This is a genomic window from Micromonospora trifolii (genome assembly GCF_050516465.1).
Classification (GTDB): Bacteria; Actinomycetota; Actinomycetes; order Mycobacteriales; family Micromonosporaceae; genus Micromonospora; species Micromonospora trifolii.
The window spans coordinates 3688127-3705655 of record NZ_CP191526.1 but is presented as its reverse complement, the minus strand read 5'-3'; the positions used below and the strand labels follow the sequence as shown (position 1 = coordinate 3705655).

Annotated in this window: 14 protein-coding genes and 1 pseudogene; 9 read left to right on the top strand and 6 right to left on the bottom strand. The window is 68.1% G+C overall.

Features of this window, described 5'->3' with window-relative positions; genetic code table 11:
- Positions 1–426: 426 nt before the first annotated feature.
- Positions 427–693, bottom strand: a complete 267-nt coding sequence (locus ACQRWP_RS17150; RefSeq protein ID WP_430496035.1) for a DUF6896 domain-containing protein — start codon at positions 691–693, stop codon at positions 427–429.
- A 542-nt stretch (positions 694–1235) separates the two neighbouring features.
- On the opposite strand from ACQRWP_RS17150, the gene ACQRWP_RS17145 reads away from it, so the two are divergent.
- Together ACQRWP_RS17145 and ACQRWP_RS17140 are read left to right on the top strand one after the other, a co-directional pair.
- Positions 1236–2267 carry a hypothetical protein gene (locus ACQRWP_RS17145; RefSeq protein ID WP_430496033.1) on the top strand — a complete coding sequence of 344 codons (1032 nt, stop codon included), beginning with the start codon at positions 1236–1238 and terminating at the stop codon, positions 2265–2267.
- A 289-nt stretch (positions 2268–2556) separates the two neighbouring features.
- Positions 2557–3711, top strand: coding sequence for a hypothetical protein (locus ACQRWP_RS17140; RefSeq protein WP_430496032.1), 1155 nt, complete (start codon positions 2557–2559; stop codon positions 3709–3711).
- A 970-nt stretch (positions 3712–4681) separates the two neighbouring features.
- Here ACQRWP_RS17140 and ACQRWP_RS17135 read toward each other — a convergent pair.
- On the bottom strand, positions 4682–5503 hold the full coding sequence (locus ACQRWP_RS17135; RefSeq protein WP_430496030.1) for a helix-turn-helix domain-containing protein: 822 nt from the start codon (positions 5501–5503) through the stop codon (positions 4682–4684).
- 134 nt (positions 5504–5637) lie between these two features.
- Between ACQRWP_RS17135 and ACQRWP_RS17130 the strand changes: the two genes are divergently transcribed.
- Positions 5638–6072 (top strand): hypothetical protein, encoded by a 435-nt coding sequence (locus ACQRWP_RS17130; RefSeq protein WP_430496028.1) that lies wholly within the window; start codon positions 5638–5640, stop codon positions 6070–6072.
- Between the two features lie 8 nt (positions 6073–6080).
- Positions 6081–6710: an NAD(P)-dependent oxidoreductase gene (locus ACQRWP_RS17125; RefSeq protein WP_430496026.1), complete on the top strand. Its 630-nt coding sequence runs from the start codon at positions 6081–6083 to the stop codon at positions 6708–6710.
- A gap of 327 nt (positions 6711–7037) precedes the next feature.
- On the opposite strand, the gene ACQRWP_RS17120 is transcribed toward ACQRWP_RS17125, so the two are convergent.
- Positions 7038–7595, bottom strand: coding sequence for a DUF4240 domain-containing protein (locus ACQRWP_RS17120; RefSeq protein ID WP_430496024.1), 558 nt, complete (start codon positions 7593–7595; stop codon positions 7038–7040).
- A gap of 613 nt (positions 7596–8208) precedes the next feature.
- Positions 8209–8346 (bottom strand): annotated as a pseudogene (locus ACQRWP_RS17115) (IS481 family transposase); the annotation flags it as partial.
- Positions 8347–8677: 331 nt separating this feature from the next.
- Here ACQRWP_RS17115 and ACQRWP_RS17110 point away from each other — a divergent pair.
- The 3 genes from ACQRWP_RS17110 (at position 8678) to ACQRWP_RS17100 (ending at position 10950) form a co-directional block, all read left to right on the top strand.
- Positions 8678–9250 (top strand): RNA polymerase sigma factor, encoded by a 573-nt coding sequence (locus ACQRWP_RS17110; protein ID WP_145780037.1) that lies wholly within the window; start codon positions 8678–8680, stop codon positions 9248–9250.
- Positions 9247–10392, top strand: a complete 1146-nt coding sequence (locus ACQRWP_RS17105) for a hypothetical protein (protein WP_430496022.1) — start codon at positions 9247–9249, stop codon at positions 10390–10392. The genes ACQRWP_RS17110 and ACQRWP_RS17105 overlap by 4 nt, the downstream gene beginning before the upstream one ends.
- A 141-nt stretch (positions 10393–10533) precedes the next feature.
- Entirely contained in the window at positions 10534–10950 is a 417-nt protein-coding gene (locus tag ACQRWP_RS17100; protein ID WP_430496020.1) for a hypothetical protein, read from the top strand.
- A 789-nt stretch (positions 10951–11739) separates the two neighbouring features.
- Here the strand turns inward: ACQRWP_RS17100 and ACQRWP_RS17095 are convergent.
- Complete coding sequence (locus ACQRWP_RS17095) at positions 11740–12453, bottom strand: hypothetical protein (protein WP_430496019.1); 714 nt, start codon at positions 12451–12453, stop codon at positions 11740–11742.
- 36 nt (positions 12454–12489) lie between these two features.
- Between ACQRWP_RS17095 and ACQRWP_RS17090 the strand changes: the two genes are divergently transcribed.
- Complete coding sequence (locus ACQRWP_RS17090) at positions 12490–12810, top strand: hypothetical protein (protein WP_430496017.1); 321 nt, start codon at positions 12490–12492, stop codon at positions 12808–12810.
- 1210 nt (positions 12811–14020) lie between these two features.
- Here ACQRWP_RS17090 and ACQRWP_RS17085 read toward each other — a convergent pair.
- Positions 14021–14560, bottom strand: a complete 540-nt coding sequence (locus ACQRWP_RS17085; protein ID WP_430496015.1) for an RNA 2'-phosphotransferase — start codon at positions 14558–14560, stop codon at positions 14021–14023.
- Between the two features lie 489 nt (positions 14561–15049).
- Between ACQRWP_RS17085 and ACQRWP_RS17080 the strand changes: the two genes are divergently transcribed.
- Positions 15050–17506, top strand: coding sequence for an NB-ARC domain-containing protein (locus tag ACQRWP_RS17080; RefSeq protein WP_430496013.1), 2457 nt, complete (start codon positions 15050–15052; stop codon positions 17504–17506).
- The last annotated feature ends 23 nt before the right edge of the window (positions 17507–17529 follow it).

Sequence of the window (17529 nt, the reverse complement as noted above, 5' to 3'; positions counted from 1 at the left end):
GCCCCAAGGTGCGACCGAGGGCTCCGCGAGGTCACTGGTCCGGTGCGGTGTGTCCGGGCGTCGGGATCACGTCGAGCGCGGCCATGGTCTCGCCGGTCCAGGGTAATCGCGCTCGCGGACAGGTTCTCGTCTAGGTGCCGAATGTCGGCCGTGTCCGGATCAGCAGAGTCGACGCGGAATCACGAGAAGGTCGCCGAGCACCGCAAGCCATTGATCCACGGCATGGACTTCACGCCGCGGCGCTCGTTGGTAGATCCTCGCCAGTTGAAGCCCTCGACGTCGGCAGCTAGCCCGCTTCCGCTGGCAGAACCGCGACGAATGATGGTCGGCACCCGACCGCCCAGGCGTCGGCCCCGCAGCAGATCCGGCTCTCTGCGAGGTGCGAGTTTCAAGACGTACGGCGGTTGGTTGCTTTGTGTGGGTGTCTCAGGCTGAGCCACCTGGAGCATCAGGCAACGCAAACCAACGGCCCTCGACCACCTCGCGTAGGTAACCCTCGCGGGCAAGGCGGATACACGCCTCGACGATGTCCTCATGGTTGTAATCGTCATCGGCGGCTTCGTCGAGGAACCAGCGAATGCGCCAAGCGTCGAATGCTTCGACCTCGCGCCCGAGGACGGGATCGGTGACCAGGTCGACGTCGACTTCCCTGCCGTCGGAGCTGGGTGGGTGATCTCCTTCGAGACCACCCACTTGTCACGCGTGTTCCAGCTTGCTAGCGACAGGCGTGGGTCGCGTCTGCCGTTCATCCGCGCCTCGGCTCCTCACGTCAATCAACGAGTGGCCATCGGCCTGATCTCCAGAAGGCAGGCCCACCGACGGTCGCTGTCAGCCTGCTGGGTGCTGGGTGCTGGCCACTTTCAACTCCACACAAGGTCTCGGCCCGGCCTGCGCCATCGGTATACTCCCCGGGCTGCTCTCTATGGTCACCCTGATGTCCGCGTGGACCGACACCATGGACAAATAGATAGATGACGAGCTTCTCGCGCGATACCCCGGAAGAGCTCAGTGGAGCTTCAGGCCCTCTTGACGACTCCCTCTCAGGCTCGGCGGCGCACCTGCCGGACGGGGCGCGCTTCAGAGGGGTCGGGACGCTCACTACGTCACGGCTGCGCTATCGCCCCCTCTCCCTAGTCGAGGTCGATTTGCGAGCCGAGGCGGACGAGTGCATGGCTTTTGCAAGCGCGTCACGTGACAGTGGCCGGACTCGCCCATCAACTGGCAGGAGCCGATACGTGCGGAAGATCCTCAGCCTGGTCTTGACTGTTCTGTCAGTCGTGATGTCCGCGGCGACCGTCGTTCATGCCGACGACGGGCCCGTGACCCGGGTGACGCTGACCAGCGCGAACAGTTTCCACTCGCGGGTCGAGGAGCGTCTGTTGAGCAGGACGGTCACCCTTGCGGCCGGGGAATCCCGGCATGTGCGCGGACGCCTCCAGGCGACCAGCAGCGTCCCGCAGATCGTGTCGATGAACAACACCCTGAAGTGTGTGAACCCAGCCGGCGCAGTCATCGGCACCACATCAACTTCCTCGCGGAACCACGAGGGCTCGGACACCACCTATTACGCGAGGCCTGGGCACCTGCCGATCTACGCCGACCTGCTCTTCACCGCGCCATCGGCGGGCACCTACACGTGCGGCATGTACGGGTACACGGCCTCCACCTCGCTCGACGGCTACCACCTGACCGCCGTCGCGACAGACACGTGGCTGGAGGTGAGCGACACCAACCAGGTGGGTGCGCGGTGGTGGCAGAATCCGGCCTGCAGCAGCACCGGCACGTCGAGCACGTGCACCTACGTTGGCGCCGGCACGTCCACGGCCTGGGTGTTCTACGACGACGGCACGCCCGTGCACAAATGGAACGCTGCCGCCAACGCGACCTCGGTTCAGGCGCTGGCGACGCTGGAACTGACCACCTGCTACACGGGCACCGCGTCGTGCAAGAGCGCCATCGACGCGTATGAGAAGCCGCGCGGAACGAACGCGGTGGTCGACGTGCGTTTCGAGTTCATCCAACTCGATCCGACCTCCCACACGTGCCGGACCACGAGCACCGCGACCTCGCGCAAGACGATCCGTGACGACGCCCACCACTACGTCGCGAACTTCTCCCTGACGGGCGTGCCGATCGATCCGACCTGCGGAACCCGGACCTTCATCATGCGGATCTTCGTGAAGCACGTCTCCGGCAACCCGATCAAGATCGACGGGGTCCAGAGCACGACCTCATTGACGAACGGCATCGCCATGAACATCTTCTGACCGTCGCCGGTCCCGGTCGCCCGACCGGCCGTCAAAGAAGGACATGGAAAGGATGCGGGCCCTCCACGGGGGGCCCGCATTCGTGCGTTCCGCAGGCCGAGGTGGGGGCCACCGCGATCCGGCGGTAGGCGGACTGCAGGCGGATTGCAAGCGGACTGCAGGCATCCCGCGCGAAGGTAGCGGCATCGAGCCCATCGCCCCAACAGGAGGTTCCGTGCGTAGACGCATGGTGTTTGTGAGCTGTGTACTCGTAGCGGTCGCGGGTACGACGTCCGCAGCCCAGGCAGAGGTGTCCTCGGACCGAGCGGCCGCACAACCGTCGCTCGCCGGTTTCGCCCCGGCCGTCGACGTCGACGCGATGAACCGGCAGTTCCACCACCTGGAAGCCATGGCCGCCGGAAGTCCGGAGGGCTCGGGCGGCACGTACTTCGACGAGAAGACCGGGCAACTGGTCGTCCGGCAGGTGGCGAACGCCGACGGCGCGCGACTGCGGTCCGAAGTGGCGGCACGTTCGCGACAGGCGGGCGAGGTGCCGGTCCGGTTCGAGACCACGACGGTGTCAATGCAGCGGCTGGAGACCGCCACGAAGGCGTTGAAGAGTTCCCGGGCCTGGGCCGGCGGCAGCGCCGGGAGTGTGCACCAGGTATGGCTGGATCGCCTGACACCGCAGATCGTCATCGACGCCTCCGGCGACGCCGAGGCCCTCGTCGCGGCGGCGGTCAAGGCCACCTCCCTGACGCCGAGGGTGTCCCTATCGAAGACCGGAACCGTCGAGGCGAGCCGCCGGGTCGACAGCGCCCCCTACTACGGTGGGCTGGCACTGTTCAACAGCGTTCCCGGAAACGCCCGTACCGCGGACGCGTGGTGCACGACCGGATTCCGGATGACCCGCGGCGGGACCAACAGCAACTGGGTGACCACCGCCGGACACTGCGGCCCGAACCAGCGCAACTTCTGGCACGGCGGCTGGAACCTGCGGGTCAGCTCGAACTACTACAGCCTGGGCACGGACGTCGCCATGCTGGCGGGGGAGAACGGCGCCCTGTTCAGCAGGCACTCCTGGTTCGGTGGGCGGGACACCAGCACGTGGCACCCGGTGACGGCGAAGTTGACCGGATGGCCCGCCATCGGGTCGGCGGTCTACCTGTCCGGTGCCAACGGTGGTCTGGTGTACGGCCTGGTCCGGGACACCAACAACACCGACTGCAACGGCACGCCGACGGTTGTCGTCGACACGGTCACCGGGCACCCGAGCGACGGTCCGGTGCTCGGCGGTGACTCGGGCGGGCCGGTCACGCGGTGGAACACCGCCACCTCGGCGACGGACGACCTCACCGCCGAGGGCATCATCACCTGTAGCGACAGGTCGAGCCGGGCGGACTTCACGCCCATCCACCGCGTCGAGGCGGCGACGGACGCCGTCGTGGTGATCGGCGGCAATTGACCGGTCCGGTACGCGGGTGGCGAGCGTGCCGCCCGCGTACCGGTGCCTTGGGCCGGGGTCAGTTCGTGTACGACGACGTTGTCGGCTCGGGAGGCGAAGGCGCGGCGAGTCCAGGTGCCGTTGCTGTCGGTCCAGGTGGAGGTGACCTCTCCGGTCCGGAAGTCGGTGATGTCGGTGAGCCACTGCGGCCGGGTGTAGAACGCCGAGCCGGTCATGCCGCAGCGCTTGAAGACGTTCTCCTGGATGTAGTCCCAGTACGTCGTGCCGGCCACGGCCTCCACGATCAGCGCGGAAATGGTGACCTCCGCCTCGGCGTGGGTGGTGGTGGGAATGCCCGGGACGCCCACCAGTTTCGCTTGCCGGGCCCGCTGCTCGTAGTATTCGTGCACCTCGTCCCGGCTCTGGAAGACGCATTGCACGTCCTCATCAGGGGAGTCCAGTGCAGCCTCGCGGCCTGGCGACACGGTTCCCTGAACGTGATACGCGCGCTAGCTCGCGTCTTGGCCTCTGCTCTTGAGAAGGTGCTCGGCGGAGCCCACCACCTACCGAACATGCACGATCAACTGCACGCCTCTGCCGCCGCTGACAAGGCGCGGCGGTCGGGGGCGTGCTCCCCGATCGACCGATGCGGCTGCGGGGTAATGGGGCTCACCGGGTCGATCCTTGGCGAGTAGCCGATCGAGTAGGTCGAAGCGATCGCTGTGGCCGCCTGCGGCATCGCCTAGGCGGGTGGGGTAGTTCGCTGGTGCGGGATGGGGCGGTATCGGTGGAAGCCGACGGTGACGACAGTGTCCATCAACTTGGGCAACTCGGTGACGGTCGACCTCGACCATCCCGACCTCGCCTGAGCCTCAGGCGCATCGGCAAGGTGCCGGGTGCCTGGCGCTTGCACCTTGCACCTGCTCGGCTTGGGCAGGGTTGGCACCGGGCGATGCCGATAGTTCGAGGCACCGTGACCTTCATAAATCGCTCACGGGCCGCCGGCAGGTTCGGCGAACGACCGAAGGACGTTCCTTGTGAAGTCATCGAGGGGATAGAACAACTCGATCGCCAGCTCCGATAGCGTCACATCGGCCGGAGCGCCGAAGGTGGCCATGGTGCTGAACATCGACAGCTCGCCGTGTGGAGTACGAATCCTCAATGGCACCTGGATCGGGCTCGGCGGGTGTCCTACGTTGGCGCCCCCCTCCGTGATTTCGCCTACGGGTACCGGATACCGACGTACCTCCTCGTGCAGCGAGTGCAGATCGGCATCGCCGGTGGCATTGACCTGGCGGAGCAGGCGTTCGAGGAAGAGTGCTCGGACTTGGCAGAGGTTGGCCAACCGTCCGGCCAACCCGTCGGGGTGCAGGGCCAGGCGAAACACGTTGGGCTGTGGCTCGAGCAGGTTCGGTGGTATGCCGTTCATCAGGATGGCCATGGCCCGATTGCCGGCCAGTACGTTCCAGCAGCGGTCAACGACGACGGCCGGAAACGGCTCGTGCGCCGCCAGCATGGTGTCGAGGGCTGCGCGGATCGACGTCATGGTGTCGTCGTCGAGGCTGCTCTCTCGGTACTCCGGTGCGTAGTCGGCGGCCAGCAGCATGGTGTTGCGTTCCCGCAGGGGGACATCGAGGGCGGCAGACAGGCGCAGCACCATCGTCCGGCTCGGGCGGGCGCGCCCGGTCTCCAGGCAGGAGAGGTGACGCGCGGAGGTGTCCGCCAGAAGGGCGAGGTCGAGCTGACTGAGCCTGCGGCGCTGCCGCCATTGGCGTAGCAGGACACCCGCCCGGGCCGGCCGCTGCGCATCCATGTGCCGGAGGTTACCCGGCCGCAGGTCGCGGGTGCCATGACCTGTGAGGTCATTGAGTCCATGCCCCTCGCGTGCCACCGTTCCCCAGGACCGGGGCCGACCAGGCCCTAGCCGACGGACGAGGAGAGACCGGGATGGGAACCCTGACCATGACAGCCGAGCGCGGAGCGGGCTTACGGGGCGGCCCCCCGGATCTGCTCCGCCGCAGTTTGCGGATCGACGGCTGGGGCACCGCCGCCTTCGGCGTCGTCATGCTCCTCGGCGGCAGGTGGCTCGGCGGCCCACTCGGCCTGCCGACCGGCTGGTTCGTCCCGGTCGGGATCGCGATGCTTGGCGGGGCCGCCGCACTCGGCCTCATCGCCAGGCAGCCAAGGATCTCGTCGCGGCTGGCCTGGTCGGCCATCGCGGGCAATGCGTTGTCCGGTGCGGTGATCCTGCCGCTTGCTGTCACCGACGTGGTGCCGCTCACCGGACTGGGGATCGCCTTCATGGTCGCCGGAGCGCTGTGGGTCATGACCTTTGCTGGACTCGCACTTGTCGGCCTTCGGCGCTCGCGGAGGCTCCCGTGAGACTGACCGTGTTCGGCGCCACCGGCGGCACTGGCCGACTGCTGGTGCGACAGGCACTGGCGGCCGGACACGAGGTCACGGCCGTCGTGCGAAAGCCAACCGTGCCCGCGATCGACCACCCGTCCCTGGAGATCGTCGTTGCGGACGTTTTCGACCCTGCGTCCCTCACGGCAGCCCTGACCGACAGCGTCGCCGCCCTGTCGGCGCTGGGTCCGCATGGGCGGAACGACACCACCCCGGTGTGTTCGGCCGCGACCGCAAGCATCCTGAAAGCGATGGACCGCACCGGTGTGTGTCGGGTGGTCGCCATCAGTGCCCAACCGGTGCTGCGAGGCGGCGCGGGCGAACCGCTGTGGTTCCGTGCGACGGTCAGACCCCTCATCCGAGCGGTATACCGCAACGTCTACGCCGACCTGGAGCGGATGGAACGGGTACTGGCCGCGAGCGCGGCGGACTGGACGGTGTTGCGGCCTCCGTACCTGACCGACCGGCCGGCGAGCGGCCGATATCGCAGCGCTACCGAGGCCAGCGTGCCCAACGGCAGCATGGCGCGAGGAGACCTGGCCCAGGCGATGCTCGACGTCGTGAACGACCCGGCGACCGTCCGGCACGCCATCGGGGTCGGCCCCGCCAAATAACGCACCACGACCAGGACTTCACCCGCGCTATCCGATTCCTGATCGAGCGCGATCGAGAGAGTTCGCTGCGCCGACGTACCGCTCCGGGCCGTCAGTAGCGCCGTCGGCATGGATCCCGGGAGCTGAGACTCAAATCCCACCAGCAACCTTCTGGCCAGGGCTTCCTGTTGGGAGACCTCTTCGGTGGATCCGAAGATGTAGTCATGGTGCTCCCAGTCATCAGCCGGGCGACGTCCGCTCATGTCGATGAGCGCGTGTGAGACCCGAGGTAGTCGACCGTCTGCCTTCAGGTGTTCAAAAGTGGCCCGTCTGCTGCGTGTCCGAGGCTCAGCGCATGGATGGGAATAGCGCACTGAGCCGCGGGAGGCGCCGGCTCATCTCGGTCTCGTCGTCGAAGGCCCACCGGTCCCCGGTGGGCGCCGGGTCTTCCGGATAGTCGTGGTGGAGTGCCCGCAACGCGTCGATGATGCCCTCGCTCTCACCGGTCGCTGTGTCATACGCCTGACGGCTGACATAGTTGAGGGCCTCCCACTCCGGCCAGTCATCGTCGGTCCACCGGTCCGCCCTCGTAGTGGCCAGCCGGCGCACCTGCGGGACCTCGGCGAGCGCGTCGGGGTCGGCGGTGAGGCGGTCGAAGCTGTCCCGGCCGAGACCGACAAGCCACGGTAGGAAGTACCAGAAGCCGTCGCCGGAGCACAGTCCGGACGTGATCCGATATGCGGCGGCCCACATCGTCCACGTCTCGGCCCGGCGACGCGCCGCGGTGAAGGCGACGTCGAACTCCACGATCTCGGCCGGCGTCCGGGCCGCGAGCCGACACTCGATCCACCCTGCCCGGTCCGCGTGCCCCGCAGAATCCTCGATCAACGACCAGAAGTCACTCACGCCGGGACGATAGCTGCAGCACCCTGGCGGGCTCAGCGAGCCTTGGAACCATCCCCAACCGGCGCTACTGCACCGCGTCGATCCATATCTCGGATCAACCGACATCGACCTCGTGCCAGTACGTCAATGGCTCGACCACCGAGACGACGCCGATCGACCGGCAGCGCACGGATCTGCCGCTGATAGGGCGCCGCGTCCGTGACGGTGCTTCCAAGCGACCAATGTGGGCGCGGAAGCCATCGCTGGTAACAGCAAGGTCTAGGGGGTGCCAGCTCACGATCAGTCGGTGGTCACCGGTCTGGCTCGAGCCGGTTTTGGGGGAGCCGACTGAGAGCAGCCGGATGCCCTGAACGGACTTGAACTGCACCCAACGGCGTCAAACGTCGCTCAACCGCACCCGCCCCTACCGGCGGCTCCACGCTTTGCACAGGTCAGAGAGGGTGCGGGTCCTGTTTCACAACGGAGTGCTTCGGAGCCACGGGCAGCAGTTGACAGCGCTCCATGTTTCCTGGCAGGGAGTGCGCGCAGGTCACGGCGGTAAGGAGCTGCCGGGTGGCTTGGCCTTGCAGCTGGGAGCAGATTGGGTGCAGGTTGGCGAAGTGGTCAGCACGCCCTAGGTGTTCTGCCCAGAGAGGTTGGGGACGCGGCTGGCGGGTGGGCCGCCGAGTGCGGTGTGATGGCGGTGGTGATTGTAGGCGTGGAGCCAGGCGGGTAGGGCTGCTCGTCGGACGGTCTCGGATCGGTAGGCCCGGTCGTCGCGCCCAAGTCGGGCGAGCCGCCATTACTCGGCGCCTCTGGCAGCCCCATCGAGAACCAGATCCAGCCCTGAAACGGCGGAGAGACTGAAGATGTGAGGTGGCAGCCTCGCTGCCGCGACGCTGCCTCTACCTCCCGACTTCGGCCCTCGGCCCTCGGCCCTGGCCTGGCGCCACGCTTGGGCCCAACGCTGACCGCGCCGCAGCCGCTCATGCCGCCGAGGGGACGCTATTGGGCGACCGCTTGCCGTCGGACCTCGGGGCCTGAACACTTCCCCGCCTGATCGGCAATGTCAGGGTGAAGCGCGGACTTTGCCGAGGAGGGCCATGGCTTCGGATGCGGATTTGATAGGCCGGTCGCTGGATGGCGATGTCGACGCCTTCGTAGAGGTGGTCGAGCGTCATGAGGCCGCCGTCGGTTCGTACCTCGTTCGCCGGGCTGGGCGGGATGCGGCTGAGGACCTCCTGGGCGAGGTTTGGGTTGCGGCGTTCGAGTCGCGGCGATCGTACGACCGGTCGTACAACGATGCGCGGCCGTGGCTGTACGGGGTGGCATTGAATCGCTTGCGGCGCTACTGGCGGTCCCGGCCGGCCGAGGACCTGGTCGCGGACGTGCCGGACGTGGCTACTGGATGGGATCCGTGGTCGGCGGTGGACCTCGGCGTGGACGCCCGGGCGGTGCTCCGGTCGGCCCTGACGCGGCTCAAACCCGAAGAGCGGGAGGTCCTGAGGCTCGTCGCCTGGGAGGACCTGACCGCAGCCGACGCCGCGCGGGCACTCGGCATTCCGGCCGGCACCGCGCGGCGGCTGCTGAGCCAGGCCAGGACGGCATTGCGCGACGCCCCGGGGGTGTCCGCGCTTCTGAAGGACCGCAACAGCGCGAAGGAGAGACACCGATGACCGACGAGCTCGATCTGGTCGGTGCGTTGGGCAGCGCAGAACCACTACGCCCGGAGGCGTATCAGCGGGCGCGGGCGGTGCTGCGGGCGGCTATGGCCGACCCCGGAACCGTGCGGCTGCTGGGCGCGATATCAGCGGCGGACACGACTATGGAGGCGACTTCAACCATGGAAACGACGACAACCACGCGGGACCACGAATCCAGCCCGGCGCTTCAGCGCCGCCGCGGGATCGGTATCGCGGGCCGATTGGGCATCGGCGCCGGGGTGGGGGTTGCCGCCGCGGCGGCAGTCGTCGCTGTGGTGCTCAACTCGTCGGCGACCGGGGGCATGGAGGGCAGCAAGGATTCGTCAGCCGCCACCTCGGGCTCGACCACCGTCGACGGGTCGGCTGAGCGCGCGCCGCTGATGACCCTGGCCGGGTCCATCAAGACGGTCACCCCGGCGGCGGGCGACGCGTGGCTGGTGAAGGCGACGCAGGTCCACGGCACCAAGACCATGCAGGTCGTCTACACGCTGTACACCGACGGTCACGCGATCTTTACGGGCAACAGCGTGAAGGACATCAAGCGTGCGATCGTCCGTCACCAGGACCAGATGACGGACGGCGGCTACGCTCCGCTCCTCAAGGCAGCCGTCGCCGCGGCGGACAGCAGCCCGGCCGACGGCCGGACCCAGATGCTCAAGGCAGCCAAGGATCCGCTGGTGGGCCTCGACCCCGCAGCGCAGAAGGCGGTGTGGGACAAGCAGCAGGCGGACGCCCAGGTGATTATCAAGCAGAAGGGCGGCAACGCCGAGCCGAAGCCGTACAGCCCCCAGGCCGTTCAGCGGCACTTCGACAACGCCCTGTGGACGTTCAGCACCCAAGCGCTGTCCGCTGGCGACGGCAACACGCAGGTCCGGGCCGGTGTGCTGCGTCTGCTGTCCACCATCTCCGCGGTCAGCGTCACGAACTCGACCACCCACGGCAAGGCCACGCTGACGATCACCGCCGGCCCCGAGGTGTTCGGCGGCGAGGGCAGCGAGGTGCTGACCATCGACGCCACGACCGGCATGCTGGTCAAGGACGTCTCCACCGTGCCGGGCCTCCCTCGGGCCTCCACGACGTACGAATCCTCCCGCGTGACGAAGGCCGACCTGTAGGCCAGGAACTCCCACCCACCAGCATTCCGGCAGACGGGCGTAACGCGCCCGGCGTTTGATGACGGTGCGGGCCGCCCAGAGGCGGCCCGCACCGTCGTTCTGTTGTTCGCACGGCCCGTGCCTGACTGCGATGATCGACGCGTGATGTACATCCCGGACCTGGCGCCCTATGACTACTACCCGGGCGCCCCGGCCGCCATTGCCATTGGTTGGCTGGATTCGAGCATGCCCTTTACTGTAGGAGCCTGCCCGCGAGATGTGCGAGATCGCTTGGTGAGGCTCGGCGCTAAACCAGTACGGCTCATGCGTGGGTACCACTACTGCCAGTTCTGTGAGGCAGCGGTCGAGCCTCAGCGCCTGATTCGGGCCGACATTCGGCTTTATGAAGCTCCCGATGTTGCGCGCGGGAACGGCGAGATTTGGCTCACCGGAGTGGATGGGACGAACTTCGCTGCACCGGTGCTGATCGGCCACTACGTTGAAGAGCATCGCTACCTGCCACCTGATGGCTTCGTCGAGGCGGTTCGGACCGGTGTCCCCACCCTTGGCGTCGTATAGTGGCGATCCGGCTTCTGCCGCACTCGGCTGGCAAGTGAAGGTCAGCCGGACCGGCACCGCAAAATGTCCGTTGACCTCTCCACCTAGCCTCGCTGGTGCCAACCACCGGGCCGGCAACTCGCGATCTGTCGGCGGCCCGGTGCGAGCCCGGTTTGGGGAGCAGGTTGGGAGCAGCGGGGTGCCCTGAACGGCCTCGAACGGCGTCCAACGGCATCGAACGGCGCTCAACTGCACCCATGCCTACCTCGGCTTCATGTTGTCGCAGGTCAGAGTCGGTGTGGCGTCCTGTTTCCCGCGGAGTGCTCCGCGGTTCTGCCCAGCGGTCGACAATTCTCTATGTCACCTGATAGTGGTGCGTCCGCAGGTCAAGGCGGTAAGGAGCCGTTGGTTGGCCTGACCTTGCAACTGGAAGCAGATGAGGCCACGTCTGCGGGCGTGTTGCAGATCGATGTGGAGCGTTGCGGGTGAGCTTGCTGGAGTCCGCTGTAGTTCCGTCATTCGAGACACCGCTCCCACGTGCAGTGCCCTGGCCAGGCACTTCTGGTTGGTGACCTCTTCGGCGAACCCGAAGGCCTCAACAGCGGTAGCTTGCGCTTCCCGGGCGGCCGGCACCCGCTTGTAGCCGATGTCAGTGCGTCTGACCTTCGCGTGCAAGACGCGGCCAAGATCAACGCCAGGACCAGCGGCCCGTCATCCGGAGCGGACTACCACGAGAGCAACAAGATGACGACCGGCGGCAGGCCGGCGGGGAACCGTGAACGTCCTCCCCGCCGGCCTTTCCTTCGGACGCTACTCGTCGTTCACGGTGAACGCTCGAAGGCCGAGGCTTGGTGCCAGCGCTTCGGCAAGCCAGGTAACACGGTGATCACCAGTGGCCAGCCCAGCGCGAGCGACAGTGCACCAGTCGTCGCGATCAAGCAGGGAAAGGTAGCCGCTCAGAACGCGCTCTCGTCCGCCTTCGGGCCAAGCTATTCGTTCCGCCGCTGAATGTCGCAAGTGCTCAGCCAGTTGCGCGGCGATGACGAAACGCTCTACCGACGGCTCTAGGCGGCCGGCGTGTTCGCAGTGGGCCTCTAGAACGGCGGAGGCGGGCGGGTAGTGCTCGAGCGTGAGGCCCGTGCCGCCGCTGTCAGCCATGATGGTCAGCAGCAGGCCGGTGTGATCGACCAACTCGCTGTCAGGATTCGCCGCGGTGATCGCCTCTTGCAGGTGCGCCGCAGTGGCGACCTCTCCGGCGAAGTAGCGGTTGAGGTAGTCGCCATCACAGGCGCGTCGCAGCATCCACGGCCGCGCTGCGGTGCTGCCGATCGTGCACAGGGACTCCACGACATAGACCCGTCCCCAGCCCGTGACCCGCTCGGCCAGCCACAGCAACGCGTCCGAGCCGCCGGACCACGACCGCCGTTCGAGCGCGCGGGCGGCCAGTGGGCCGAAGTGGCCCGACAGCAACCCGATCGTTTTGATCAACTCGATGTCGTCCTCATCCCACACGGTGGTCAGCAACGCCAGACCAACAATTGCAGCGCAGCGATCGGTCGCGTGCTGGACAAGCCACCGACCGGTCGCTCGAACACGTTCGGCGTCCACCCTGCAGGCCGCAGCCGTGATGTGTTCATTGGGATGGATCGGAACATAGATGTCATGGAACGCCCCGGCAAGATCGCCTGGAACGGCGGACCGATCGGCGAAATGCGTGTCCAAAACAGCGGCGACATCAGCACCGCTGCGGCGCCGATCCTTCGGCTCTCGAGGACGGGACTTTCGACCTCGGTGCTGTCCATCATCCGGATACGGCTCACCGTCACGGAGAAGGGGCGCGTCGGGATCCTCGCGATGCAACCGCGACGCATGATCGTATAACGACAGGTGGGGTCCGAGCAGTCCAGGCTCGGGTGTCACGCTCACCGGCGGACGGAGGACTCGATTCTTTCGATCATGCCCGGATCATGCCAGGCGCTTCAGCCGACGAGCAACCCCGCGCCGGATTGGTTGACCTCCGGGCCACGTGGCCATCGGGGCGAGTGGGCTCTGGCCGACGCCGATGGGCGTTGCCGCAGGTCAGAGCGGGTGCGGCGTCCTGTTTCACACCGGAGTGCTCCGCGGCTCTGCGTGGCATTCGACAGTGCTCTATAGAGCCTGGCAGGGAGTGTGCGCAGGTCAAGGCGGTAAGGAGTCGATGGTTGGCCTGGCCTTGCGCCTGGGAGCAGATTGGGTGCAGGTTGGCGAAGAGGTCTCCGCGCCCGAAGTGCTCATCGATACCGGGCAGAGACGAGGCGCTTTGACCTGCGGTGATGGAGATCGAGCGGTGCGCATCCTTCGTGGTGACCTCTTCGGCGGGCCCGAAGGCGTCGGTACTGGGGGCCCAGGTTGTCAGTCGGGTGATGAGCGACTGGCCGAGGTGCGGCTGACCGGGGGCGGAGTGAAACGGTGGTGCGGTCCTCTCAGGGCCTGTGGATGATGGTTGGCGTGACTGAGAAGGGCGGCGCGTCCGCGGAGCAGCGCCTTTACGACGCTGTGGCGCATTGGAACACCGACACCGGGTACGGCGTGGCGGACCTGATCCATGCCGCTTGTCAGGCGCTGATCGACGGGCTGGACTCGCCGACGTTGCCTGAGCTCGCTGGTGCTTCGGCGCACGACTCGTCCTGGGATATCGGCGATCTCGTGGGCAAGTCGCTTGAGGAATTACGGGTCCCTATCCGGGCACTGTCCCTCCAGGCTTCGCCCTTGCTGCAGGTGGAGGAGTCGCCCGCCGGCCAGGAACCGATTCTCTCCGTCTACAGGTATCGCCGGTGCCCAGCGACGCAGGCGGCGGATTCCAAGTCGCACGGGTGGCCGTGGATCATTCGTGGGAGACGCCCGTGCGGGTGCTCGTGTGTCCACGGCGGCAGCGTTAGCCGGGTCGGCCGTGGACCCAAGTGGGAGTCCATGATCCGGCCGCAGGCACCCCAGCGCGGTCCTGACGGGCGCCGTCCCCTGTCCTGGCCCGGGGTCGCCGCGCCAGATGTCTCGTGCCGCATCCCGTTCGAGGCTGCACGCCCCCGCCGGCAACAGCGGCCCGGGCCAGGCCTCAGTCGAGCAGATAGCCGGCCGGGACCGCGTCGGTGAGCCAGACGCCGTTGGCGCTGCGGTGAAACACGTGCCCGGCGGCGGCCATCGCCGCCGCGTCGATGGTGAGGATCACGACCCGACCGGCCCGTCGGGCGCCGACCCGGTGGGCGGTCTCGGTGTCGGCGGAGAGATGGACGTGGTGCCGGCCGCCGCGGTGCAGGCCGGTGGCCCGGATCGACTCCAGCGCACCGGCGCTGGTGCCGTGATAGAGCCGGTCCGGTGGGGTCACCGGGGGCAGCCCGAGGTCCACCGGGACCGAATGGCCCTGGTTGGCCCGGATCCGCAGCACCCCGTCGGTGCCGCGCTCGACAGCGAACCGCTGCTTGTCGTTGCCGGCGACGACCGCGTCAAGCTCGGCCCGCTCGATCCGTAGGGCGGCGAGCAGAGCGTCGACGGGGGTCCAACCGGCCGGGTCGAGCACCAGGCCTGCCCGGTCGGGATCGTGCCGGAGTGCCTTCGACATCCGTTTGCTCAACTTCACCAGGCGCTCGCGTTCCACGGTGGCATTGTGGTCGATCACCGTCGCTCAAATCGAGAGGTTTCCGGCGACACCGGACCCGGGTTTTACTGCGGTGGGCTTGTCGGGTACGGCCAGCCGGCTCCAACCCGTCCACTGTAAACGCGGGCCATCCCGAGGATCGTCGCGTCCCGAGGACCGGGGTAAACCTGCGGCTCGCCGGCTCGCGGACCTTCGACGACCTGGCCGTACTGCCCCGCTACGAACTCGCCGAACAGGGACGGCAGCGCAATTGGCGACACTTCAACCGGCGGCCGATCGGCTGACCAGGGGTCGGCGGGACCCCGGAATCAGCCCAGAGCGCGGCGATTTTCCTCCGCAATGGAATTGGCCGTAAGGGCCATCGGGGCTCCTCAATTAGACCGTATGTGCCTCGTCCCCGACGACCACTATCGATCCCGAAGGGACCAACGACCTGGCTTTGGTTTGCCTCGGAGCGGCATGATGTAGTGACTCAACCGAGGAGTGGCGATGCGATCGGTTAACGCGGCACGCTCCATCCTGATCGCGCTACCACTCGGCTTCCCCAGCGCCAGCACTTTGACGTACGACTTTCTCTACCCGGTCGCCGCGATCGTCGTCGGTGCGTTCGTTGCGCGGATGATCCACACGCTGATCCGTCGCCGCCGTGCGGCGGCGCCCGCGATGGCGGTCGTGCCCGGCGGTCTGGACCTGGCCTCCGGCAGCTCGCGACGGCAGCGGATCGTGCCCGCCGAACTGCCCCCGCCGCCCGGCCTGCTGGCCGGCCGGGACCGCGAGTTGGATGAGATGTGTGACCACCTGGCCCGGCCCGACCGGGACGGCGACGCTCTGATCGTCATCCACGGTGAACCCGGGGTCGGGAAGACCGCGTTGGCGATCAGGATGGCCCACCTGGTGTCGGACCAGTATCCCGACGGGCAGTTGATGCTCCGGTTCGACAGCTCCGACGACCAGTTGACCGAGGACCGGTTGGAGACGTTCGTGCGGGCCCTACGTGGGCCACGGGAGGTCATGCCGGAGCGCGCGGATCTCGGCCGCTGGTACCGGGACTGGACGCGGCGCCGGCGGGTGCTGGTCATCCTCGACAACGTCGGCGACCCGGACCATATCCGACCCCTGTTGCCGGCCGGCCCCGGGTGCCTCACCATGGTCACCGCCCGCGGCGCGGTCCCCGGGTTCCCTGGACAGTTCCCGGTGGCGCTGGAGCCGCTGCGGGACGAGGCCGCCACCGCACTGCTCGACCGGCTGGTCGGGGGCGACCGGATCGGTGCCGAACCGGAAGAGGCGAAGCACGTCGTGGCCGCCGCGGCCGGCTTTCCGGTGGCGATCCAGATGGCCGGGGCGGTGCTCGCGGTACGCAAGAACTGGACCCTGGAGATCGCCGTCCGGCGCATGCGGGACATGGCCACCGATCCGCAACGAAAGAAGGTCGTCGCCTTCTCCGGCATCCTCGACCTGGCCTTCGCCCTGCTCACCATCGAGGAGCGGGAGGCGCTGGTCCTGCTCGGCCTGACCGACCGGCGCCGGGTCGAGCGGTGGATGCTGGCGATGCTGTTCAACGGCGCCTTCGCCGACCGCACCATGCCCGAAAACGTCGCCGGCCGGTTCCTCGACCACCTCGCCTCAGCCCGGTTCGTGGAACGTCGGGTGGACGACCACTCCGGGCTGCTGACCTTCCGGGTACCGGTCTACGTCCACGCCTACGCCGCCACCCATCTCGGCAACCACCTGACGCGCCCGCAGCAGCAGCGCGCCCGTCGGGGACTCTCCGAGGGACGGCGCCGGCGCAACGAACGCAACGCCGACGATTTCCTGCGCCGGACGGTCTTCGCGTTCCTGGACCGGGGCGAACTCGACGCCGCCCTGAACTCCGCCCGGGAGTCACTCGCGTTCTGCCGGGAACGCGCCGCCGCGCTGTCCAGCAGCGACTCCGGGGCGCTGGCGCTCGCCAGCGAGGAAGGTCTCACCCTCGCCGCGCTGGCCGAGGTCAACGCCGAACTCGGCTGGATCGACGAGGCCATGACCTACGCCGAAGACGCCGGGAAACGCGGCAGTCAGTCGCCGCGCACGCTGTCCCGGGCACTGCGGGTGAGCGGCAGCCTGCGCCGGCGGCTACGCCAACTGCCGCAGGCCGAGGCGGACCTGCTCGCCGCCGAGCGCAGCGCCCGGAACGCCGACGACCGCGACGAGCACATCCGGGTGCTCTCCGAGTTGACCGCTCTCCAGGCGCCGCTCAAGGACCTGGAGGCGGCCACCCAGTACCTCGACCAGGCTCGACGGCTGTGTGCGGGCGCGGGACCGTCCGGCGTGCGGCAACTACCCGCCGTGCTGCTGGCGTACGCGCAGGTGTTGCGGGAGTGCGGGGAGCCGGCGGCGGCGGCCACCACCCTCGCCGAGGCCGAGCTGCTCACTGGTGACCCCGACGGCTTGCAGCGGCTCCGCCGGCCGTGGATCCGGCTGCACCGCGCCCTGACCCTCCTCGACCTCGGCAAGTACGACCAGAGCCGCGAATTCAGCTCCGCGGCGTTGGAAGGGTTCACCACGTTGCGGCACCGCTACGGCAGCGGCTGGGCGCGGCTCGCCCTCGGCCGGGCGCACCTCGCCGACGGGAACCTCAGCGGGGCCGCCCCGGAGCTGGAGGAGTGTCACGGGACGTTCCGCCGCTGCGGGGACCGCTGGATCGAGGCGGAGTCGGCGACCTGGCTGGCGGTGGCGTACCACCGGGCCGGGCGCGGCCAGGAAGCGGTCGACCTGCTCTCCGCTGCCGAACAGGCGTTCTCGAAGCTCGGTGACGAGCAGGGCGTACGGCGGGCCGGCCGGCTGCTGTTTGAGGTGGAGTCCTCACTCCCCGCCCAACCGCTGAGACCGTTGCCGGGTGTCCGGGAGTGGCTGGCCGCGGTCGGCCGGCAGCCGACCGATCCGGCCGGCACCCGAGCGGGAATCTGATGCTCTCCAACCGGTCCAGATGG

Bases quoted from the DNA above. Each gene is read 5' to 3' on its own strand.
- ACQRWP_RS17135 (WP_430496030.1), bottom strand. From the start codon at position 5,503: ATGGATGCGCAGCGGCCGGCCCGGGCGGGTGTCCTGCTACGCCAATGG.
- ACQRWP_RS17130 (WP_430496028.1), top strand. From the start codon at position 5,638: ATGGGAACCCTGACCATGACAGCCGAGCGCGGAGCGGGCTTACGGGGC.
- ACQRWP_RS17110 (WP_145780037.1), top strand. From the start codon at position 8,678: ATGGCTTCGGATGCGGATTTGATAGGCCGGTCGCTGGATGGCGATGTC.
- ACQRWP_RS17105 (WP_430496022.1), top strand. From the start codon at position 9,247: ATGACCGACGAGCTCGATCTGGTCGGTGCGTTGGGCAGCGCAGAACCA.
- ACQRWP_RS17080 (WP_430496013.1), top strand. From the start codon at position 15,050: ATGCGATCGGTTAACGCGGCACGCTCCATCCTGATCGCGCTACCACTC.